The organism is Streptomyces sp. NPDC030183 (assembly GCF_055573455.1).
On record NZ_JBVIBK010000028.1, the window covers coordinates 106,355 to 127,953 of the forward strand.

17 protein-coding genes are annotated in these 21,599 nt (G+C 73.7%); 6 read left to right on the forward strand and 11 right to left on the reverse strand.

The annotated features are described in order from the left end of the window. The first annotated feature begins 115 nt into the window (after positions 1 to 115). Positions 116 to 979: a phosphotransferase enzyme family protein gene (locus ACZ4Z2_RS30010; protein ID WP_468080231.1), complete on the forward strand. Its 864-nt coding sequence runs from the start codon at positions 116 to 118 to the stop codon at positions 977 to 979. A 12-nt stretch (positions 980 to 991) separates the two neighbouring features. Here ACZ4Z2_RS30010 and ACZ4Z2_RS30015 read toward each other — a convergent pair whose 3' ends face one another. The 3 genes from ACZ4Z2_RS30015 to ACZ4Z2_RS30025 all read right to left on the reverse strand — a co-directional run bounded on the left by ACZ4Z2_RS30015 (position 992) and on the right by ACZ4Z2_RS30025 (position 3,808). Then, a complete protein-coding gene (locus tag ACZ4Z2_RS30015; protein WP_468080233.1) occupies positions 992 to 1,459 on the reverse strand; it encodes a GNAT family N-acetyltransferase in 468 nt (155 codons plus the stop codon). A 181-nt stretch (positions 1,460 to 1,640) separates the two neighbouring features. Continuing rightward, positions 1,641 to 2,366, reverse strand: a complete 726-nt coding sequence (locus tag ACZ4Z2_RS30020; protein WP_468080235.1) for an exonuclease domain-containing protein — start codon at positions 2,364 to 2,366, stop codon at positions 1,641 to 1,643. A 194-nt stretch (positions 2,367 to 2,560) separates the two neighbouring features. Further along, positions 2,561 to 3,808: an SAV2148 family HEPN domain-containing protein gene (locus ACZ4Z2_RS30025; protein WP_468080237.1), complete on the reverse strand. Its 1,248-nt coding sequence runs from the start codon at positions 3,806 to 3,808 to the stop codon at positions 2,561 to 2,563. A 298-nt stretch (positions 3,809 to 4,106) separates the two neighbouring features. On the opposite strand from ACZ4Z2_RS30025, the gene glgX reads away from it, so the two are divergent. The 3 genes from glgX to ACZ4Z2_RS30040 all read left to right on the forward strand — a co-directional run bounded on the left by glgX (position 4,107) and on the right by ACZ4Z2_RS30040 (position 10,118). After that, positions 4,107 to 6,299, forward strand: coding sequence for a glycogen debranching protein GlgX (gene glgX / locus ACZ4Z2_RS30030; RefSeq protein WP_468080239.1), 2,193 nt, complete (start codon positions 4,107 to 4,109; stop codon positions 6,297 to 6,299). Positions 6,300 to 6,392: 93 nt separating this feature from the next. Then, entirely contained in the window at positions 6,393 to 8,726 is a 2,334-nt protein-coding gene (treY, locus tag ACZ4Z2_RS30035) for a malto-oligosyltrehalose synthase (protein WP_468080240.1), read from the forward strand. Between the two features lie 141 nt (positions 8,727 to 8,867). Then, positions 8,868 to 10,118 (forward strand): M14 family zinc carboxypeptidase, encoded by a 1,251-nt coding sequence (locus ACZ4Z2_RS30040; protein ID WP_468080262.1) that lies wholly within the window; start codon positions 8,868 to 8,870, stop codon positions 10,116 to 10,118. A gap of 18 nt (positions 10,119 to 10,136) precedes the next feature. On the opposite strand, the gene ACZ4Z2_RS30045 is transcribed toward ACZ4Z2_RS30040, so the two are convergent. The 3 genes from ACZ4Z2_RS30045 to ACZ4Z2_RS30055 form a co-directional block, all read right to left on the reverse strand. Then, positions 10,137 to 10,544 carry an SSI family serine proteinase inhibitor gene (locus ACZ4Z2_RS30045; RefSeq protein ID WP_468080242.1) on the reverse strand — a complete coding sequence of 136 codons (408 nt, stop codon included), beginning with the start codon at positions 10,542 to 10,544 and terminating at the stop codon, positions 10,137 to 10,139. Continuing rightward, entirely contained in the window at positions 10,541 to 11,893 is a 1,353-nt protein-coding gene (locus ACZ4Z2_RS30050; RefSeq protein WP_468080243.1) for a M14 family zinc carboxypeptidase, read from the reverse strand. Before ACZ4Z2_RS30050 ends, ACZ4Z2_RS30045 begins: the two co-directional genes overlap by 4 nt. A 194-nt stretch (positions 11,894 to 12,087) precedes the next feature. Beyond that, on the reverse strand, positions 12,088 to 12,639 hold the full coding sequence (locus tag ACZ4Z2_RS30055; RefSeq protein ID WP_468080245.1) for an FHA domain-containing protein: 552 nt from the start codon (positions 12,637 to 12,639) through the stop codon (positions 12,088 to 12,090). A gap of 214 nt (positions 12,640 to 12,853) precedes the next feature. Here ACZ4Z2_RS30055 and treZ point away from each other — a divergent pair, with 214 nt between their 5' ends. Further along, positions 12,854 to 14,599 carry a malto-oligosyltrehalose trehalohydrolase gene (treZ, locus tag ACZ4Z2_RS30060; protein WP_468080246.1) on the forward strand — a complete coding sequence of 582 codons (1,746 nt, stop codon included), beginning with the start codon at positions 12,854 to 12,856 and terminating at the stop codon, positions 14,597 to 14,599. 195 nt (positions 14,600 to 14,794) lie between these two features. Here treZ and ACZ4Z2_RS30065 read toward each other — a convergent pair whose 3' ends face one another. Together ACZ4Z2_RS30065 and ACZ4Z2_RS30070 are read right to left on the reverse strand one after the other, a co-directional pair. Continuing rightward, positions 14,795 to 15,766, reverse strand: coding sequence for an aminoglycoside phosphotransferase family protein (locus ACZ4Z2_RS30065; protein ID WP_468080248.1), 972 nt, complete (start codon positions 15,764 to 15,766; stop codon positions 14,795 to 14,797). 61 nt (positions 15,767 to 15,827) lie between these two features. Beyond that, positions 15,828 to 16,997 (reverse strand): M24 family metallopeptidase, encoded by a 1,170-nt coding sequence (locus tag ACZ4Z2_RS30070; protein ID WP_468080249.1) that lies wholly within the window; start codon positions 16,995 to 16,997, stop codon positions 15,828 to 15,830. A gap of 227 nt (positions 16,998 to 17,224) precedes the next feature. On the opposite strand from ACZ4Z2_RS30070, the gene ACZ4Z2_RS30075 reads away from it, so the two are divergent. Continuing rightward, positions 17,225 to 17,980, forward strand: a complete 756-nt coding sequence (locus ACZ4Z2_RS30075; RefSeq protein WP_468080250.1) for a phosphodiesterase — start codon at positions 17,225 to 17,227, stop codon at positions 17,978 to 17,980. 58 nt (positions 17,981 to 18,038) lie between these two features. Here ACZ4Z2_RS30075 and ACZ4Z2_RS30080 read toward each other — a convergent pair whose 3' ends face one another. The 3 genes from ACZ4Z2_RS30080 to cyc2 all read right to left on the reverse strand — a co-directional run bounded on the left by ACZ4Z2_RS30080 (position 18,039) and on the right by cyc2 (position 21,384). Further along, positions 18,039 to 18,674, reverse strand: a complete 636-nt coding sequence (locus ACZ4Z2_RS30080; protein WP_468080251.1) for a PDZ domain-containing protein — start codon at positions 18,672 to 18,674, stop codon at positions 18,039 to 18,041. A gap of 94 nt (positions 18,675 to 18,768) precedes the next feature. Then, a complete protein-coding gene (locus ACZ4Z2_RS30085) occupies positions 18,769 to 19,014 on the reverse strand; it encodes a hypothetical protein (RefSeq protein ID WP_468080252.1) in 246 nt (81 codons plus the stop codon). A 162-nt stretch (positions 19,015 to 19,176) separates the two neighbouring features. Next, a complete protein-coding gene (gene cyc2, locus ACZ4Z2_RS30090) occupies positions 19,177 to 21,384 on the reverse strand; it encodes a germacradienol/geosmin synthase Cyc2 (RefSeq protein ID WP_468080253.1) in 2,208 nt (735 codons plus the stop codon). Positions 21,385 to 21,599 lie beyond the last annotated feature (215 nt).

The following is a 21,599-nucleotide window of genomic DNA, read 5'->3' on the forward strand; positions in this document are numbered from 1 at the left end:
CCGCGCACAGGGTCCGACCTGTGCGAATGCGAGACTGGCCGCGAAGTGGCGTGAACCCGGCCTCCCGCGAGGGAGCGTCGGGCCTCAGGGACAGGGCCGGACACGGAGGCGACGGATGGACGAGGCACGGGCGCGGGACGTACTGGTGGCGTCGGGTGTGCTGTCCGGCGCGGCCGGGGACGCGCGGCTGCTCGCGCTGGGCGAGAACGCGGTGTTCGCCGCCGGTGACCTGGTGGTCAAGGTGGGCCGCGACGCCGAGCTCCTCGACCGGGCCCGGCGTGAGCTGCGGATCGCGGCGTGGCTCGCCGAGGCGGGCGTACCGGCGGTGCGGGCCGCCGGGGCGGAGGCGCTGCTCGTGGAGGGGCACCCGGTGACGGTGTGGCACCGGCTGCCCGAGGCCGTACGGCCCGCGGGCGCCCGCGATGTGGCCGAACTGCTGCGGCTGGTCCACGCGCTGCCCTCCCCCGAGGTCGACCTGCCGCGGCGCGACCTGCTGGGCGGTGTCGAACGCTGGCTGCGGCTGGCGGGCGACGCGATCGACCCGGCCGACGCGGCGTATCTGCGCGAGCGCCGCGACGGCTTCGCGGCTGCCGCGGCCGCCCTCGTCCCCCATCTGCCGCCGGGGCCCATCCACGGCGACGCCCTGCCCCGCAACGTCCATGTCGGGCCCGACGGCCCGCTCCTGGTCGACCTGGAGACCTTCTCCGGTGATCTGCGCGAGCACGACCTCGTCGTCATGGCGCTCTCGCACGACCGCTACGGGCTGCCGGCCGAGGAGTACGACGCCTTCACCGCCGCCTACGGCTGGGACGTCCGCGCCTGGGAGGGCTGCTCCGTGCTGCGCGGTGCCCGGGAGACGGCCAGCTGCGCATGGGTGGCGCAGCACGCGCCGAGCGACCCCGGGGCGCTGGCGGAGTTCCGACGCCGGGTCGCCTCGCTGCGGGACGGCGACGAGACCGTGCGCTGGTACCCCTTCTGACCGCCGGACTCATCAGGTCAGGGTGAGGGTCACTTCGTCGATCTCGGCGGCCCTGGCCAGGGCGAAGCCCCGGTCCTGGCCGGTGACGACGAAGCCGCACTTCTCCAGCACGCGGAGCGAGCCGGTGTTGTCCGCGGCGGCGTGGGCGTACAGCGGCCGGTCCGGGACGAGGGCCAGGAGGGTGGTCAGGGCGTCGGTGGCGATGCCCCGGCCCCAGTGGGCGCGGTCGATCCAATAGGTGACCTCGCGTTCATCCGGAGGGCCGAAGACCGCGATGTGGCCGGCCACCTCGCCGTCGGCAAGGATCGTGCGCTGCACGATGCCGGCGTCGGCGCGGATCCGCGCCCAGTGGGCGTCGAACTCCGCCCGGTCGTAGTGGTACTTGCCGGTGAAGGCGGCGGCGTGCTGCGCGTCGGGGTCGGACTGGTGGGCCCAGAAGCGGGGCAGGTCGCCGTCCTGGGTCTCGCGCAGAGAAATCATCGGGCTGCTCGCCTTCCGGGTCGGTCCGTGCGTCGCCGTGGTCGGTCCGTGCGTCGCCGTGGTCGGTCCGTGCGTCGTCCGTGGTCGGTCCGTGCGTCGTCCGTGGTCGGTCCGTGCGTCGTCCGTGGTCGGTCCGTGCGTCGTCCGTGGTCGGTCCGTGCGTCGGTCCACCGGAAGGGGCCTAGCGGACCGTCTCGTCCGCCGGCTCACGCAGCGGCCATATGCCGTCCACCACCGCGTCCGCGTCGCCCTTGCGGCGCAGGAAGTCCTGGAAGTCGGCGGCCCATTCGGCGTACCACTCGATCTGGCGGCGGTGCAGCTCGGCAGGTCCGAGGGCGGCCACCTTGGGGTGGCGGACGGCTATCGCGCGGGCGAGCCGGGCGGCGGCCAGGGCGTCCGCGGAGGCGTTGTGCGCGGCGTCGAGAGGGACGCCGTACTCGGCGCAGACCGCTTCGAGGTTGCGTTTGCCCCGGCGGTAGCGGTCGACCGAGCGGTCGATGGTGTACGGGTCGACGACTGGGGCCGGGTCGAGCCCGCCCAGGCGGTCCCGCAGGGACGGCAGGCCGTGGCGGCGCAACTCCGCGGAGAGCAGGGTGAGGTCGAAGGCCGCGTTGTACGCCACGACCGGGACGCCGGTCTTCCAATAGGAGACGAGGACGTCGGCGATGGCGTCGGCGACCTGGTCGGCGGGTCTGCCCTCGGCCGTCGCACGGGCGTTGGTGATGCCGTGCACCGCCACCGCCTCCTCGGGGATCTCCATGCCCGGGTCGGCGAGCCACTCCCGGTGGCCGACCGGCTCCCCGTCCTTGACCTCGATCACCGCCCCGGTGACGATGCGCGCCTCGCGCGGGTCCGTCCCGGTGGTCTCCAGGTCGAAGCCGATCAGCAGCTGCCGGTGCCAACCCATGCTGGCCCCCCTTCTTGGTGGTGCTTTCCCCCAGTGGTCACCACCATCGCATGCGCCACTGACAATGAGAGGACCGCGTTCCGCTCACCCCCGCCCGGCAGCCCCTCCGAGAGAGCCCGCGGGCCGGTTCGGGCGCGGGCAGGCAGGCCGGTCCGGGCACCGGCAAGCGGGCCGGTTCGGGGACGCGGCGCGGGTCATGACACCGGGCGCGAGTCGGCCCAGGCCACTTCGAACTCCTCGCGATAGGTGTCGAAAAGCCCGGCTTCGCCGTTCTCGTCCGCCTTGAGCACCCGGTTGCCGCCGCGGAGCACCAGTACGGGCGCCTCCATGCCGCGGGTGCGGCGCAGATAGGTCTGGACGACGGCGACGCCGTCCGAGCCGTCGCCGTCCACGAGGTAGGCGGTGAAGCGGGGCGTCTCGTCGAAGACCTGGATCTCGAAGGCCCCGGGGTCGCGCAGCCGTGAGCGGACCCGGCGCATGTGCAGGATGTTCATCTCGACGGCCCGGCTGAGTTCGCCCCGTTTTATCCCGAGTTCACGCTCCCGGCGCTTGACCGCGCTGGACGCCGGGTTGAGGAACAGCAGCCGGACGCGGCAGCCGGACTCGGCGAGCCGGACCAGGCGGCGCCCGGAGAAGTTCTGCACCAGCAGGTTGAGCCCTATGCCGATGGCGTCGAGGCGGCGGGCGCCTCCGAAGAGGTCCTCGGCGGGGAACTGCCGCAGCAGCCGCACCCGGTCGGGATGGACGGCGACGACGTCCGCGTACCGGTCGCCGATCAGGTCCTCCACCGCGTCGACGGGCAGCCGGCGCGCCGAGGGGACGTCGCTGCCCGCGCCGAGTATCTCCAGCAGTTTCGCCGAGGCCCGTTCGGCCTGGGCGAGGACGGCCTCGGACAGGGCCCGGTTGCGGGAGACGACGTTGCGGGTGACCTCCAGCTCGTCGAGGGCCAGTTCCACGTCGCGCCGCTCGTCGACGTACGGCTCGAAGCAGGGCCAGTGCTGGATCATCAGCTCGCGCAGCTGGGGCAGGGTGAGGAAGCTGAGGACGTTGTCGTCGGCCGGGTCGAGGAGATAGCCCTTGCGGCGGCTGACCTCGCGCACCGCGACGGCGCGCTGCACCCACTCCTGTCCGGCGGGGCCGGCGGCGGCCACCACCCAGTCGTCGCCGTGGACCGGTTCGTAGATGGGGCGCAGCACGGCGGCCACGACGGCGCGCAGCCGCTGTTCGACGAGGTTCAGCCAGATGTAGGCGCGGCCGGCCCGCTGGGCGCGCGTACGCACTTCGAGCCAGGCGTCGGCGTTCCAGTCCAGTTCCGGGCCGATGGAGCCCGTCTCCGTCGGCCGTGCCAGGGACACCGCGCCGGGCGGGACATCCGTGGAGTTCCCCTCGTGACCCGTGTCGCCCGTGTCACCAGGAGGCAACTCCAGCCCTCCCGAGCCCACCCACGCACCGCCTTCCGCTCCCCCGAGCTCACCCCTACTCAACGATCAAGGAAGGGTACTCCGGGAGCGGGGGGCGGTGCAGCCCGATGGACAGGTCCTTTCTCAACCGCCCCATGTCGTACGGAGGTTCCGTTTTCCGGGGCGGTCCGGGAAGGAGCCGATTCCTTTCCCCCATCCGAAGGGATGACGCACGGCGCCGCGGCAAGAAAGACATATGCCGTCGTTGGTTCCCCACTTTGGGGGAGACTCCCTTCGACAGTCGCCCCGGCGGCGCGCGACAACGGGAAGAGTCGTATCCATGCAGGTCTGGCCTGGACAGGCGTATCCGCTCGGTGCCACATACGACGGCGCCGGCACCAACTTCGCGGTCTTCTCGGAGGCCGCGGACCGAGTCGAGCTGTGTCTGCTGCACGACGACGGCTCCGAGACGGCGGTGGAACTGCGCGAGACGGACGCGTTCGTACGGCACGCGTATCTGCCGGGCGTGATGCCCGGTCAGCGGTACGGGTTCCGGGTGCACGGGCCGTACGCACCGGAGCGCGGGCTGCGCTGCAACTCCGCGAAGCTGCTTCTGGACCCGTACGCGCGTGCGATCAGCGGCTCCATCAGCTGGGGGGAGGAGGTGTACGGCTACCACTTCGGGGCGCCGGACCGGCGCAACGACCTGGACTCCGCCCCGCACATGATGACGTCGGTCGTGGTCAACCCCTACTTCGACTGGGGCGACGACCGGCGGCCCCGCACCGAGTACCACCACACGGTGATCTACGAGGCGCATGTCAAGGGCCTCACCATGCGGCACCCGGGCCTCCCCGAGGAGCTGCGCGGCACCTACGCCGCGCTCGCCCACCCGGCGGTCATCGAGCACCTGACCGAGCTGGGGGTGACGGCGCTGGAGCTGATGCCCGTCCACCAGTTCGTCAACGACCACCGGCTGGTCGACATGGGCCTCAACAACTACTGGGGCTACAACACGATCGGTTTCTTCGCCCCGCACAACGCCTACGCCTCCTGGGGCGACCGGGGGCAGCAGGTGCTGGAGTTCAAGTCGGCGGTGCGGGCGCTGCACGAGGCCGGGATCGAGGTGATCCTCGACGTGGTCTACAACCACACGGCCGAGGGCAACCACCTGGGCCCGACCCTGTCGTTCCGGGGCCTCGACAACCCGTCGTACTACCGGCTGACGGACGACCCCCGCTACTACATGGACACGACGGGCACGGGGAACTCGCTGCTGATGCGGTCCCCGCACGTCCTCCAGCTGATCATGGACTCGCTGCGGTACTGGGTCACCGAGATGCATGTGGACGGGTTCCGCTTCGACCTGGCCGCCACGCTGGCGCGGCAGTTCCACGAGGTGGACCGGCTGTCGTCCTTCTTCGACCTGGTCCAGCAGGACCCGGTGGTCTCCCAGGTCAAGCTGATCGCCGAGCCCTGGGACGTCGGTGAGGGCGGCTACCAGGTGGGGAACTTCCCGCCGCTGTGGACCGAGTGGAACGGCAAGTACCGGGACACCGTGCGGGACCTGTGGCGCGGTGAGCCGCGCACCCTCGCCGAGTTCGCGTCGCGGCTGACCGGCTCCTCCGACCTGTACCAGGACGACGGGCGGCGCCCGCTGGCCTCCATCAACTTCGTGACCTGCCACGACGGCTTCACGATGCGGGACCTGGTGTCCTACAACGAGAAGCACAACGACGCGAACGGCGAGGACAACCGGGACGGCGAGAGCCACAACCGGTCGTGGAACTGCGGGGCCGAGGGCGAGACCGACGATCCCGAGGTGATCGCCCTGCGGGTCCGGCAGATGCGCAACCTCATCGCCACGCTGATGCTGTCACAGGGCGTGCCGATGCTCAGCCACGGCGACGAGTTCGCCCGCACGCAGCACGGCAACAACAACGCGTACTGCCAGGACAACGAGCTGTCCTGGGTGCCCTGGCCGTCCGAGGGCAGAGAGGGTGACGACGCGGACGCCGACGCCTTCGCCGGTCTGCCGGCCTTCACCCGGGCGATGGTCTGGCTGCGGAAGGACCATCCGGTGTTCCGGCGGCGGCGGTTCTTCCACGGGCGGCCCGTGGAGGGCACGCACGACGAGCTGTCGGACATCGCCTGGTTCACGCCCGAGGGCCGCGAGATGACCCAGCGGGACTGGGACTCGGCCCAGGCCGGGGCCATGACCGTGTTCCTCAACGGGAACGCGATCTCCGAGCCCGGCGCGCGCGGGGAGCGGATCACCGACGACTCGTTCCTGCTGATGGTCAACGCGTCGGCCGAGCCGCTGGAGTTCGTGGTGCCCGTCAACCACGGGCGGCAGTGGCAGGTGGTCGTGGACACCGGGCGGGACGACCCCGTCCCCGAGGACGGGCCGAAGGTGGGCGCCGGGGAGCGGCTGACGCTGGTGGACCGGAGCATGGCGGTGCTGCGGCGGCCGGCGCTAGGCCCTGTCGTCAAATTCCCACCTACCCCGCTCCGGGCGACGGCGGGATGTTGACGACAGGGCCTAGCGCCGGACCCGGTGGAAGAAACCTCGTCTGTTCGCGTGTCAGGGCGCTCCGATCCGTCCGGGGCGGGTACGTAGGTCCCTATGACGTCTGTCGTGCCTGCCGCCACCTACCGGCTCCAGCTCCAGCCCGCGTTCCCGTTCGCCGCCGCGGCGGACGCCGTGCCGTACGTCGCCTCGCTGGGGGTGACGCATCTGCATCTGTCCCCGGTCCTGGAGGCGGTGCCGGGGTCGGGGCACGGGTACGACGTGGTCGACCACGGACGGGTACGGGCGGAGCTGGGAGGTGAGGCGGGGCTGCGGGAGCTGGCCCGGACCGCCCGGGAGCACGGGCTGGGGCTGGTGGTGGACATCGTGCCGAACCACATGGCGATGTCCCCCCGGCACAACCGGCCGCTGTGGGAGGTGCTGCGCGAGGGGCCGGGGTCGCCGTACGCGCGGTGGTTCGACATCGACTGGGAGGCACGGGGCGGGCAGGTGCTGCTGCCGGTGCTCGGAGGGCCGCTGGGTGACGAGATCGAGCAGTTCGTCGTCGACGGGCGGGAGCTGCGGTACTACGACCATGTCCTCCCGCTGCGCGAGGGCACGGAGAAGCTGCCGCTCCCCCAGTTGCTGGACGCCCAGTGGTACCGGCCGGTGTGGTGGCGGCTGGCCCGTACGGAGCTGAACTACCGGCGGTTCTTCAGCATCTCCGAGCTGATCGGGGTGCGGGTGGAGGAGCCGGAGGTGTTCGCGGCGACCCACGCGAAGATCCTGGAGCTGCTCCACGAGGGGGTGATCGACGGGCTGCGGGTCGACCATCCCGACGGGCTCGCCGATCCCGACGCGTACCTGCGGCGGCTGCACGAGGCCACCGGGGGCCGGTGGACCGTCGTCGAGAAGATCCTCGCGGACGGCGAGGCCCTGCCGGGCGCCTGGCCGGTCGCGGGGACCACCGGGTACGACGCGCTGCGGCAGGTCGACGGGCTGTTCACCGACCCGGCGGGGGCGGGTGAGCTGCTGGACCATTACCGGCGGTTCACGGCCGCCCGGCCCGACCTGGGCGGCGACTGGGCGGCGACCGTGCGGCGGGCCGCGTACCGGGTGCTCACCCACGAGCTGGCCGCGGAGGTGGACCGGCTCACCCGGGTGGCGCACGGGCTGTGCGAGCGCTCCCCCGAGCCGGTGCTGCGCGACCGTGCGCCGTGGGCGCTGCGCACCGCGCTGTGCGAGCTGCTCGTCCGGATGGAGGTCTACCGGCCGTACGCCTCCCAGGACGCCTCCCTCGTCGTCACCGAGGAGGCCGCCGCCGAGGCCCGTACGGCGTTCGCGGTGCCCGAGGAGGCTCGGGCGGTGGACGTCGTACGGGATCTGGTGCTGGGGCGGTTCGGGGACGGACCGGAGAAGGTGGAGTTCCGGACGCGGTTCGCGCAGACCTCGTCGGCGCTGCGGGCCAAGTCGGTGGAGGACACGGCGTTCTACCGCCATGTGCCGCTGCTGTCCGCGAACGAGGTGGGCGGGAACCCCGGGAGCCCCGCCGTCTCCCCCGAGGACTTCCACGCCTACTGCGCGCGCGTGCAGCGGGACTGGCCGGTCACCGGGACGGTGCTGTCGACGCACGACACCAAGCGCAGCGCGGACGTCCGGGCGGCGATCGCGGTGCTCGGCGAGTGCCCTCGGCGGTGGGCGGACACGCTGGCGGAGGTGACGCGGGACGGCGCCGGGGTGCCGGACCCGCACCTGGCGTGGGCCGCGTGGCAGACGGCGTTCGGGCTGGGGCCCGCCGACGCCGAGCGCCTGCGGGGGGCGCTGCTCAAGCATGTGCGGGAGGCGGGGCTGCACACGTCGTGGACCGAGCAGGACCCCGAGTACGAGCGGGCGGTGGCCGAGTTCGTCGCCCGCGGCCCGGCGGTGGACACGCGGGTCACCGGGCGGCTGCGGGCCGAGCTGGAGCCGTACATCCGCGCGAACGTCCTGGGTGCGGCCCTGGTGCAGCTGACCATGCCGGGCGTGCCGGACGTCTACCAGGGCACGGAGGGCGAGTACCGGGCGCTGGTGGACCCGGACAACCGGGCGCCGTTCGCCCCGCGCGACGGGGACTCGGACAAGCACCGGGTCACCGTGGCCGCGCTGCGGCTGCGGCAGCGGCGGCCCGAGGTCTTCGGGGACGCGGCGACGTACGCGCCCCTGTCGGCGACCGGGCCGGCGGCCGGGCACTGCGTGGCGTTCGCGCGGTCCGGCGCGGTGGTCACGGCGGTCACTCGGCTGTCGTTGCGGCTCGCCGAGGCCGGCGGCTGGGCGGACACCCGGCTGGCCCTGCCGGAGGGACGGTGGGCCGATGTCCTCGGCGGGGAACGGGAGTTCACCGGCGAGGTACCGGTGGCAGACCTGTTCGACGGGCTGCCGGTGGCGCTGCTGGAGCGGGTCGGCGCAGGGTAGCGGCCGGACCGGGACCGGGTCGCCGTGAATGCCTCTGGGCGCCCCTGGGAGCCGCCCCGTGCGCCGACGCACACTGGCATGCGTCCCCGCGCTCGTTTCAGGTCGGGTGCGAGGACGCCGACGCGGGTGGACTGGACGGGGGTGGGTCTGCTGTTGGAGCCGGGTTATCCCACGGTGGCGGAGCTGGAGTCGAGGGCGAGGGAGCTGACGGTTCGCCGGCCGGATCTGTGCGCCCTCCGAAGAATCGGTGTCTCGCGGGCCGGCCGGCCCCTGCGGCTGCTGTCCGTCGGCCATGCGAGACGTGCCGTCCTCGTCGTCGCGGGCGCCCACGCGAACGAGCCGACGGGCGGCTCGACGGTGCTGGCGCTCGCCGAGCGCGTGGCGCTGGACCGGGAGTTACGGACCGGGGTCTCCTGGCACTTCGTGCTGTGCGCGGACCCGGACGGGGCGAGCCTGCACACCGCCCCGGCGCCGCGCACCCTCCTCGACTACCACCTGGGGTTCTTCCGGCCGGCCGGGCCCGAGCAGCCGGAGTGGTCGCCGTCGGTGCTGCCGCCGGACCGGCTGCCGCCCGAGACGCGGGCACTGCTGACGGTGCTGGACGAGCTGCGGCCCTATCTCCAGGTGACCCTGCACGGCACGGATCTCGGCGGCAGCTGGGTGCAGCTGACGAAGGACGTGCCCGGGCTGGCCGAGCCGTTCGCAAAGTCTGCGGCGGAACTCGGCATACCGGTGGAGACGAGCGCCTCCGACGCGGCGGGCTGGCCCGCCTCGGGACCCGGGGTGTTCGTGATGCCGGGCCCCGGCCACGCGGCGTTCCCGAGCCTGCCCGACGACGCACGGCACAGCACCTGGTACCACGCCCACCGGTACGGCGGGCTCACGGCGGTCGTCGAGGTGCCGATGTGGGCGAGCGACCTGGTGGACGACACCGCCCCGCACCCGGCCCCGACGCAGGCGCTGCGGTGGCTGGCCCGGCGGCTGCTCGACGAGGCGGGCGAGGTGGAGCGGATCCTCGACGAGGCGCTGCCCCGGCTGCCGGGCCCCGAGGGGCCGCTGCTGCGGGCGGCCCGGTGGGCGCTGGCGCTGGTGCCGGGGCTGGCCCGGGACTGGGTGGCGGGGCCGCCGCCCGATGTGTCGCGGGCGTACGTGGGCAGTGTGGACGCCTTCGGACGCCGGCTTCCGCTGCGGGCGGCGGCGATGCTGCGACGGGTGCTGGTGGACGCCGGGGACCCGGGGGCGCGGCCGCTGGAGCAGTTGGTCGGCGAGTGGAGCGACTCGTTCGCCGACCGGTTCCGCGCCCGGTGGGTGCCGGTGCGGGACCAGGTGGAGCACCAGGTGCGGACGGTGCTGGCGGCGGCTTCCCACGCGCGGGGTGACGGCGGGGCCTGAGCGCCCGCCGGGGTGCCGTCAGCTCGACAGGGCGAACACCGAGCCCGTGCGGGCCGACATCACGCAGCCGTTCGCGAAGGTGTGGTCGTACTCGACGGGCCGGCCGTTCCACTCGCCGCGCGCGGTGGCCCGGACGGGGGCGTAGACCTGGACGCACATGCCGTTCCTGAGGGGGATGCGGGCGATGTCGCCGTCCGCCCCGGCGAGTTCGGCGCATGCCTCGGCGGCGCGGGCGTGGCCCTGGGGAGGGTCGCACAGGAGCAGGGTGCCGCGGGTGTCGCTGGACATGCCGCCGCCCTTGGTGACGGTGACGTAGAGCCAGTTGCCCGGGAAGGCCGCCTCGGCGGGCGCGGAGGCGCCGAGGGCGAGGAGGGCGAGGGCCGCGAGCAGGCCGCCCCGGACGGTGCGGAGGGTGGTGTTCGTCATTCCCGGTGCATCGGCACGGCGGGCTCGGAACTCCATTCCGGCTCACCCGAACGGGAGCCGGTGTGCGGCTCACCGAGGGCGTGTCCGCCGCGGGCCCGCCGGGCGGCCAGTGTGAACGCGGCGAGGACGACCCGGGTCTGGTACTCCGTCTGGCGGGCCACGGGGATCCAGCGGGCTCCGTAGCCGTCGCGGTAGTCGGCGCACCACGTGTCGAGGAGCCGGTTCAGCTCGGGCAGCGCGTGGGCCGGGTCGTGTCCGGCGCGGGTCACCAGCTGGTGCAGCAGACCGGCGGTGCGCAACGCCACCCGGCGGCCGGAGATGGCGAGGGTGGTGAGCCGTGCGGTGTCGAGCGGGGGCAGCGGGCGGTCGGTGCCGTCGTGGACGTCGGGGTCCCAGGCGTCGGCGAGGCCGGGGCCGACGAGTAAGTAGTCGTCGACGGGGGCGAGGAGCCGGTCGGCGTCCGGGCCGTCGCTCACCGAGGGGCGGACGCGGGCGAGGATGTCCTCCAGGAGCAGGGTGTCGCGGCGCAGTGCCCGGCTGACGCCGCGCAGGACCGCGTGGGCGTCAGGTGACGGCGAGCCGTCCTCCACGGCGGCCACGCCCCACATGGGTGCCTCGACCACGGCGGTGAGGGTGCCGTAGCGGTGCGGGTGGTACCAGGTGGACTCGACGGCGGCCTCGGTGATGGCGGCGGCCAGGTCACCGCGGCGCGGGGGCGGGATGCGGTAGACGGCGGGGCCGATGCGCGGCCAGTACAGGGTGTCGTAGGGGCTCAGCTCGCGGGGTACGGCGAGGCGGCCGGCGATCCGGGCGACCCGTTCGGCGAGGCCCGGCAGGTCGCGGGTCAGTTCGACGAAGCCGCCGCCGACGTCGACGCCGTGCAGGGAGCACTGGAAGAAGGGGCGCAGCTCGTCCTGGAGGTCGAGCAGGGCGCGGGTCTCCGGCAGGGCGGCGGCGGCCGCTCCGTCGGGCAGCCACTCGGGCTGTTCGAGGAAGCCGGGGCGGAAGAAGTGCCGGAAGTAGTGGCCGAGGGTGTAGGGGCCGGACAGCCAGTCCTCGTTGCGCCGGGAGCCGTCGGGGTCGAGGCAGAGCAGCAGGTTCCAGGTGGTGTCGGCGTCCTCGGTGAACCGGGGGTCGGCCAGGGCGCGTTCGGCGATCCGGAGGACCGTGGCGCCGCCTACGGGTTCGTTGGGGTGCGGGCCGGCGACGACGAGGGCGTGGCGGGTGCCCCGTCCGACGGACAGCAGCCACATCGGGCTGCCCGCCCGTGAGGTGCCCACGCGGCGCAGCCGGGCGCGGTGCGGATGTCGGGTGACGAGGGTCGCGGCGCGGGCGGACAGCTCGTCCACGGTCGGATAGCGGAGAAGTGGCGGCAGGGCACACCTCCCCGGAATGTGACGCCGTCGGTTCACCTGCTGTGCATGGTGTACGCACAGTCAGTCATGGCCGAGAACCTACGTCAACACCCCGGAACGGACGGCAGGTTCGGAAACTCGCTGCGTAAATCCCAGGCCAGAGCTTTGCGGTGGCTCGGGGGCCGGGCTCACTCGGAGGAGAGGCGGAAGGCCATGCGGCCGAAACCGACCTGGTCGCCGTCGCGGACGACGGCCGCGCCGACGACCCGACGTCCGTTGACGGTGGTGCCGTTGGTGGAGCCGAGGTCGCGCAGGATCCACATGCCGCCCTGCCGGGTCAGTTCGGCGTGCACCCGGGAGACCGTCTCGTGGCTGAGCCGGAGCCCGTTGGCGGGGTCGCGGCCGATGCGCAGGGCGTGGCCGCTCGCCGGGTGCGGCAGCTGGAGCTTGGGCAGCCGCTCGGCCTGCCAGGCCCGGCGCAGCTTCACCCCGAAGCCGGAGACGGCGCCGACGGTGCCGAGGACCAGCCGGGACCAGCGGCTCTCGACGGGCAGGTCGGCGGTGAGCGCGGCCAGCTCGTCGGAGCGGCGGGCGGTGAGGGCGAGCTCCATGCGCCGGATGAACGTGTCGTGGGAGAGACGGCCCAGGGCGACGCCGTCACGGAGCACCCTCAGCGCGCGGTCGCGCTCGGCGTCCGACAGCCGCGCGGGGTAGGTGTGGAACTCGAAGGACGACGTCACGCGTGTGATTGTCGGTCAGTGAAGCCGGGGTGTCCAGAAAACCGGTAAACGGTGACGATCCTCGGACATGGCGAGCAAGAGTGCGACGCGCGCGGCAAACGCGCCGATCCGTGGGCGCCTTGATCTCGTTTGCCGCACGATGGACGGGAAGGCTCCATGACGACTCCGACCGTCCCCCGACCATCACGACCGGCAGCCGAGGGAGAACCGTTCCGTGCAGTTCGAGGTGTGGGCACCGCAAGCCGACCGGATGACGCTCCACTGCGCGGGCGCCACGCACGCGATGGAGCGCGATCCCGAGCGTCCGGGCTGGTGGACGGCCGACGCGGAGGCGACGGACGGCACGCGCTACGGGTTCGCCGTCGACGACGGGCCCGTGCGGCCCGATCCGCGCTCGCGCCGTCAACCGGACGGCCCGGACGGGCTGAGCGCGGTCGTCGACCACGGGCGGTACGCGTGGCGGGTGCCGTGGGCGGGGCGCGGGCTGCCGGGCGCGGTGCTGTACGAGCTGCACGTGGGAACGTACACCCCCGAGGGCACGCTGGACGCGGCCGCCGAGCGGCTCGGTCATCTCGCCGAACTGGGGATCACGCACGTCGAGTTGATGCCGCTGTGCCCGTTCCCCGGGACGCACGGCTGGGGGTACGAGGGGGTCTCGCTGTGGGCCGTGCACGAGCCGTACGGCGGCCCTGAGGCCCTCAAGCGCTTTGTGGACGCGGCGCACGAGCGGGGCCTCGGGGTGGTGCTCGACGTGGTCCACAACCATCTTGGCCCGTCCGGCAATTACCTGCCCGTGTTCGGCCCGTACTTCACCGAGCGGCACCACACGCCCTGGGGCGCGGCGGTCAACCTGGACGCGCCCGGCTCGGACGAGGTGCGGGCGTACTTCCTCGGCAGCGCGCTGGCGTGGCTGCGGGACTACCGCCTCGACGGGCTGCGTCTGGACGCGGTGCACGCCCTGCGGGACACGCGCGCGCACCACTTCCTGGAGGAACTGTCGACGGCCGTGGACGCGCTCGGCTCCGAGGTGGGGCGGCCGTTGTTCCTGGTCGCCGAGTCGGATCTCAACGACCCGCGGCTGGTCACCCCGCGCGCTGAGGGCGGGATCGGGCTGCACGCGCAGTGGAACGACGACTTCCACCACACGCTGCACACGACCCTGACCGGCGAGTCGCAGGGCTATTACGCGGACTTCGCGCGGGCGGGGCTCGCCGGGCTGGCGAAGACCCTCACCGGCGGGTACTTCCACGACGGCACGTACTCGTCGTTCCGGGGCCGTTCCCATGGCCGCCCCCTGGACCGTACGCGGGTCTCCGCGCACCGGCTGCTCGGCTACACCCAGACCCACGACCAGGTCGGCAACCGCGCCCAGGGCGACCGGCTGTCGGCGACGCTCTCGCCCGGCCTGCTGGCGTGCGCGGCGGCCCTGGTGCTCACGGGACCGTTCACGCCGATGCTGTTCATGGGTGAGGAGTGGGCCGCGGGCACGCCCTGGCAGTTCTTCACCGACCACACGGATCCGGAGCTGGCGGAGGCGGTGCGGCGGGGGCGGCGGCGGGAGTTCGCCGAGCACGGGTGGGCGGAGGAGGACGTGCCGGACCCGCAGGACCCGGCGACGCGCGACCGCTCGTGCCTGGACTGGTCCGAGCCGGCGGTCGAGCCCCACGCGCGGATGCTGGCCTGGTACCGCGACCTGATCACCCTGCGCCGCACCCACGCCGACCTCTCCGACCCGGACCTCTCCGACGTCAAGGTCGCCTACGACGAGGAAGCCCGGTGGTTCGGCTTCCGCCGGGGCGACGTCCGGGTGGCCCTCAACCTGGGCAAGGAACCGGCCGCGATCCCCCTGGGCACAGCCGACGCACGCGTCCTGGCCGCATGGGACCCGGTGGAGCCCCCGGGAACGGACGGCCTGCTGAACGTGCCCGGCGAGTCGTGCGTGGTACTGACCATGCCGTGACGCTGCCGCGACCGACCGGGGGCGGGGGCGCCGGGCGGCACGGCGGGGGCCGGGTGCCGGGCCGCTGGCTTCGCCGCCGCGGTCAGGGGCGCGGGGAACTGCGCGGGCAACCCCGCACCCACCCGCAGTCGCCGTACCGCGCCCGCCCCGAGCTGTGAGGCGCCCCCGCTCCCGGCCGAAAGCCGGCCTCAATCCTCAGTCCTCGCCCCGCAGATCGGTCACCCGCTCCAAAAGGATCGGCTCCCACGCCCGCCGCAGCCGTTCCCGCAGCACCGGCGGCCCGGGCGGCCCCGGCGGCGACACGGCGGCACCTCGTCCCCGCGTGGCCGTGGCCGCGGCCGCCGCGAGAGCGACCACCGTGTCGCAGCGGGCCAGCCAGAGCCCCCGCAGACACGGGCGGGCGCCGTACCCCGCGAGGGTCGCCGCGCGGACCGCGGCGGGCGCGCCGACCGCCGTCGCGAGGCAGGCGATGTCCTCGGCGGGGTCGCCGATCGCCGCGTCGCTCCAGTCCACCACCCCGCGCACCCGCCCGTCGGCGCTGACCAGCAGGTGCTCCCCGGTCAGCGCGTGGTGGACGAGAACGGCCGCCGGGGCGGTGAGCTGCGCGGTGTTGGGGGCGGTGAGCTGCCCCAGCCGCGCCGGGTCGAACTCGTCGGCTCCGGCGAGCTGCTTGACGGCCCGCCCCGCCGCCGTCCGCAGGGTCTCCAGGGAGCGCGGCGCCAACCGCGGCACCCCGAGCGCCTCCGCCTGCCGCAGCGGCACCTCGCGCAGACCAGTGAGGAGCCCCGCCAGGTCGTCCTCGCCAACGGCGGACACGTCGTGCACGGGCGCGGCGGAGCCGGGGATCCGCGTGTCGAGCGTGTAGGTGAGGCCGCCGGACCACTCGCCGTGCGCGACGCTCACCGGGACGGCGACGCCGACGTGCGGCCGGACCAGATCGCGCAGCCGCAGCTCGCGCCGCTGCCGTACGACGGCGTGCCGGTCGGGGGCGAGGCGCAGCACATGGCGGGTGCCGACCCACCAGGCGCACCGCCCGCCCTCCTCGGTGACGGGCCGTACGTCGGGGCCGTCACCGCCCGTGCCGCCGGTCTTCCCCTCGCCGTTCCGCGTCAGGGAACGGAGCAGTCGGCGGACGGTGTCCGCGGTGGGTGTCGGTGCCTGGGTCATGGTCGCGCCGTTGTCGTCCGGAGGGAGGGGAGGGGGTCGGGGGTCGGGAGCTCCTAGGGGGTCAGTGCACTATCGCCAGGTCGCGCGGGGTGGTGTTGAGGCGCCGCCCGCCGTCCTCGGTGACGGTCACGATGTCCTCGATCCGCACCCCGAAGCGGCCCGGAAGGTAGACGCCGGGTTCGACGGAGAAGCACATGCCGGGCACGAGGGGGCGTTCCTCGCCCTCGACCATGTACGGCGGCTCGTGGGTGGTGACGCCGATGCCGTGCCCGGTGCGGTGGATGAAGCGGTCGCCGTACCCGGCGTCGGCGATGACGGCGCGGGCCGCCCGGTCGACGTCCTGGCAGGCGACGCCGGGCCGGACCGCGCGGAACCCGGCTTCCTGGGCGGCGCGCACGAGGTCGTGCACCTCGCGTTCCTCGGCGTCGGGTTCGCCGACGTGGACGGTGCGGGAGGTGTCGGAGCCGTAGCCGTCCTTGAGGCCGCCGAAGTCGAGGACGACCATGTCGCCGTCCGTGATGACGCGGTCGCCGGCCTCGTGGTGCGGGTTGGCGCCGTTCGGCCCGGAGGCGACGATCGTGAAGTCGACCTGGGAGTGCCCGAACCGCCGCAGCAGGTCGGCGAGATCGGCGGCGACCTCGGTCTCGCGGCGCCCGGCGAACCGGACCCCCCGGATCTCCTCGTACGCCCGGTCGGCGGCCGCGCCCGCCGCCGCCATCCGCTCCAGCTCGGCCGCGTCCTTGACGGCCCGCAGCATCGGCAGGGCCTCGGACAGCCCGACGTACGCCGTGTCCGGCAGCCGCCCCTGGAGGCCCAGGAGGTGCAGGGCCCAGGTGTTGTCGCTGACACCGAACCGGCCGCGCGGCCCGAGGAGGGACACGGCCGCGTCGTAGGGGTCCTTGCCGTCGGCCCAGTCGCGCAGGTCCAGCGCGGGGCCGCCGGGGGCCTCCTCGGCGTCCGGGGCCTCCAGGGCCGGCACCACCAGTACCGGGTTCTCGCCGTCCCGCAGCACCAGCAGGGTCAGCCGCTCGGTCTCCGGCGGCCGGTACCCCGTCAGCCACACCAGGTCGGGGCCGGGCGCCACCAGCAGGCCGTCGAGGCCCGCCCCGGACGCGGCGCGCGCCGCCCGCCGCATCCGCGCGCGGTAGTCGTCGACGGTGAAGGGGGCCGAGGGGGCGGGCGCTTCGTCGGCGGTCAGTGGCGCGGACCCGTGGCCAGACGTGCCGGTCATCCATGCCTCCGTGGGCTCGGAGTTCCCTGGTCGGGGCGCGGCGCGCCCCACGGGCAGCATCCTGCCCGTCCGCGGCAGCGCACGCGAGCCCATTGCCGCAGGGCGTCGGCGCGCGGGGCGCCGCCACCCCTAATGGTTGCCGATTGCCGTGCCGTTAGAACTAATGCTTAGATGCACCTCGTCCATTAAGGACGTCCTGGCAGTGGGCCCAAGGGAGGCGTACGGCGATGCTCGTACTCGCGCACATCAGTGATCTGCATCTGGACGGGACGGAACGGGCGACCCGCCGGGCCGAGCGGGTGCGCGACCTGCTGTGGGGCCTGCCGGGCCGGGTGGACGCGCTGCTGGTGACCGGGGACATCGCGGACCACGGCACCGAGTCCGAGTACGAGGAGGCGGCGCGTCTCCTCGGCCTGCGGGACGGGGGCGCCCCGTTCCCGGTGCTCACCTGCCCCGGCAACCACGACAGCCGGGCGCCCTACCGCAAGGCGCTGCTCGGCGAGCCGGCCGCGGAGGGCCCGGTCAACACCGTGCACCTCTTCGACGACGCGGCGGTGCTGATGTGCGACTCCAGCGTTCCGGGGCGGGACGAGGGCGAGCTGGACGGGCAGACGTACGCCTGGATCGAGGAGACCCTCGACGACCTCGACGGCGACCGGCCGGCGCTCCTCGCCTTCCACCATCCGCCGGTGGCGCTGCACCACCCGCTGCCTGACGCGTACCAACTGGGCAGGCCGGCCGCGCTGGCCCGCCTCCTCGATCGCCGGACCGAGATCGCGGGAATCATCACCGGGCACGCCCACACGCCCGCCGCGACCATGTTCGCGGGGCGGCCGCTGGTCGTCGGCCCGGGGGTGACGTGGACGCTCCGGCTGCCCTGGGAGGGCGAGCAGGTCGCCGACCGGGAGGCGCCGCCCGGACTGGCGTTCCACGTGCTGGACGACGAGGGCCGGCTGACGAGCCACTTCCGGGTGGCCGCGTAGGAGGCCGGCCGTTTCCGCGTGGCCGCGCAGGAGCTCACCTCAGGCGCCCGTCGGGGGGTCAGATGACCACGCCGGGTACGGCCACCAGGTACCGGCGGCTGCCGTTCACGTGCCGTACGAGGAGCTTCGCCGGGGTGCCGGGGCGCGCGGCGGCGACGGCCCGCGCGAGGTCGGCCGCCGATCCGGTCCGGGTGCCGCCCAGGGCCAGGACGACATCGCCGCGGACGAGGCCCGCGTCGTAACCGGGGCCGGGCACATGCACCCCGACGACGCGCGCGCCTGCGCCCCCGGGGGCGTCGACGGCCTCGATGCCGAGGGTGGCGCGGGCGGACGCCGGGCCGCCCGCGCCCTGGGCCGGGGCCTGCGCCGGGGCCAGGGCGGGGGTGGCCGGGCGCGCCGGGCCGTCGCCCGGGCGGGCGGTGGCCATCGGGGCCTGCCGTGCCGCCGTGAGGCCGCCCCCGCCGGTCACCGCGAGACCCAGCACGCCGAGCCCGACGCCCGACAGGACCAGGACCACACAGGTGACCAGGGCGAACAGCAGGGTGATCACCCGCTGGCGGGCGCGGCGGGGCGCGGCGTGCGGACGGCGGGCGGGGGCGGGGGCGGGGCCGGACGGTCGGTCCTCGTCGGCGCCGGGTACCTCGTCGGCCGCCTCACCGGGCCTGGCCTTGGGTCTCAACGCGGTCTGTTCCATGGTGCGCGCCTCCGGTCCGCGGTTCGGGTCCGGCGGACATCTACCCGGCGCACGACGGCGCGACGAGCCACGAAAGAGTGAGACTGACACCTCGTCAGCGCGCTGGGGCGGTGTCGCGGGAGGTCGGATCCCCGCGTCGCGGCCGGCGCGGTCGGAGGTCAGCACGCCGGGGTTCTCGTCCCAGCCGCACGCCGCTGGTGACCAGCTCGGGGTGGACCCCGCGCTGGCAGAGCGGGAGCCGGACCTCGTCGAAGCAGATGCCGACGCTGTTGACGTGCCCCTCGGGCATGACCGACAGCAGGGCCTCGCGCAGCCGTCCGGGGTCGCGGCCGGCGTCCACGGCGAGGTGAAGCCCTTCTCGCGCCTGCCGTGGATGTCGTGAACCTCGGCACAGGGCCGCGCGGGCGGTCCGCACAGACGCGTGCCGCCCGGGTCGCGGTCGGAGGCGCGACCCGGGCGGCACGACCGCCGGGGCGAGTACGGCTCGGTGCGCTACGGCATGTCAGCCGACCCGGCCCAGGGCGAACGGCGGGGCCGGTGCCCGGTCGGGGACGAAGCCGTGGGCGCGGCGGGCCAGGAAGGCGGGCTTGTAGCGGTCGACCTGGCGGTGCCAGTTCAGGATGCCGGCGAGCCAGTTCCGCAGGTCGGCGACATAACCGTCCATGATGTCGCGGGCCTCGGGCGACAGCTCGAAGTCGTCGTAGACGAAGGGCAGTTCATGGGCGACGACATGCTCGAACTGCCGCATGCGCTGGGTCATCAGGTCGTGGACCACACCGAGCGCGGTCGGGTAGTCGCAGCCGAAGAAGTTCTGCGTGACGAGGATCGCGTTGTGGACCTCGCCCTCGTACTCGATCTCCTTCTGGTACGAGAACACGTCGTTGATGAGGCACGCGTAGTCGATGGCCGCGTTCTCCAGGGAGCGGACGGGGCCGCTGCGGTAGACCTCGGGCGGGATCTGCGGGCCGTGCCCCATCCGGCACAGGCTCAGGGTGAGGTCGGAGCCGAAGGTGGCGCGGCGCATCTCCAGGTAGTCGACCGGGTCGGGGACGCGGTTGTGGAGCTGGTTGAACACCTCCCACACCCAGCTCTCGGTCATCTTGTCGACGGACGTTTTCAAGGTGCGCCGCTCGTCGGGGGTCATCGTCGCGGTCGTCCGCGACCACAGGTCGATCAGGCCCCGTTCCATCCCGTTCACCGGGACGAGGGCCAGCTTCCCCTCGATGGGCATGCAGTCGGAGAGCCGGGCGGTCGTGAGCCGCGCGGCGGCCACGTCACGGCGGTGGCCGAAGACCAGGGGGTAGTAGTCGTCGCCGTAGGTGCCCCAGGTCAGCCACTGGGAGCTGAGGTCCAGCTCCTCGGCGGTGGCGTCCGGGTCGAGGCCGGCCGCGCAGAGCGGCAGGTCGGCGGCGGCGAGCCGCTCCTCGTCCCAGACGCCCTCGCTCAGGATGCCCATCGCGTGCGACCAGGCGGTCAGGCGCGGCCGGGCGGCGTCCAGGTGCGGGCTCAGCTCCACCTGGAACGGCATGTAGAAGTCGGGAAGCAGGGACGGTCCGACCTTCTGGTAGGGCAGGTGTGTGCGGGTGCGCAGCCGCTCGGCGGCCGCCTTGGCGAACAGCGCCCCCAGGTCGGCGGCGGACGTGCCGAACCCCGGCCCGGTCACCAGGGCCGGGCCGGAGAGGAGTGCCCCGCCCAGGTCCAGCGGGCCGCGCGAGGAGGTCGCCCCGTCGTTCATGTAGCGGCTGGACCGCATGTGCCACTCATGGCCGCCGGCCTGCCAGTCCTGGAGGCCCTTGGTGTACGCGGCGACGGCGGCGGCCTCGGGCGGGGTGAGCCCCTTCTCCAGGGCCAGCGCGGGGACTTCGGTGAGCGCGGTGTCCTCGAACTGGTGCAGCCGCGAGGTGAGGATGTCGTTGACGGTGTCGGCGGCCTGCTGCGTGTCGCAGCCGAAGAAGGTCTCCAGTACGAGCACGCCGTTGCTGTTCTCCCCCTCGTCCTCGACCTCCCGCTGGTAGGAGAACAGGTCGTTGCGCAGGTGCACGGCGTCCGAGAACGTCTCCATCAGGACCCGCAGCGGGCGCGACTCGGCGACCGAGGCGGGGACCTCCGCCGTCGCGTACTCCACGAGACCGGCGGACCAAGGGGCACCGCCGACCTTCCGCCGCATCTCGATGTACTCGACGGGGTTGGCGATCCGCCCCTCGTTGATGTTCGACAGCTCCCACAGCGACTCGTTGAGCAGGTGCTCGGTCGCCACGGCGAAGCGGCGGCGCCAGTCCATGGACATCGACGGCACGGTGCGCGCCCACAGGTCGGCGAGGCCGGCCTCCACCGGGTTCAGCGGCTCGGGGACGGGGGTGGCCAGGTCCAGCGGCATGAACAGCGGGAGCCGGTCGAGATGGGCCTTGCCGCCGGGGCGGTCCTGGGGCCGCTTGAACAGCTCCAGGAAGTGGTCGTCGAAGAAGAACACCCACACGTACCAGTCGGTGATGAGCGAGAGTGCCGGGCCGTCGCAGTCGGGGTGGGTGTACGCGCACAGCAACCCGTAGTCGTGCGCGTCGAGATCCGCCTGCTCCCAGACGCCCGAGCCCTCCAGCATGCCCATCTCCCGCGCCCACGCCGTGGAGTGGGCACGGGCCTCGTCGAGGTGGGGGTTCAGCCGCGCGGGGTACGGCAGGTAGAAGTGCGGGAGTTCGAACGGCTGCGTCATGGCCGGGCCCTACCCGTGGCCTGCGCCCGGCATCCGGGCGGCGGAACATGATCACACCATCGCGTGAATCCGGGCGCTTTCGCCGCGGGCGCCCGGACTTCTCACCTAGTACCAGGGCCCAGGCCCTGTCGTCACATTCCCGCCGTCGCCCGAAGGGCGGCCCCGCGGCGTCAGGTGCGTGCTCTCGGCGTGCCGGGCCCTGACCCGTGTACTGG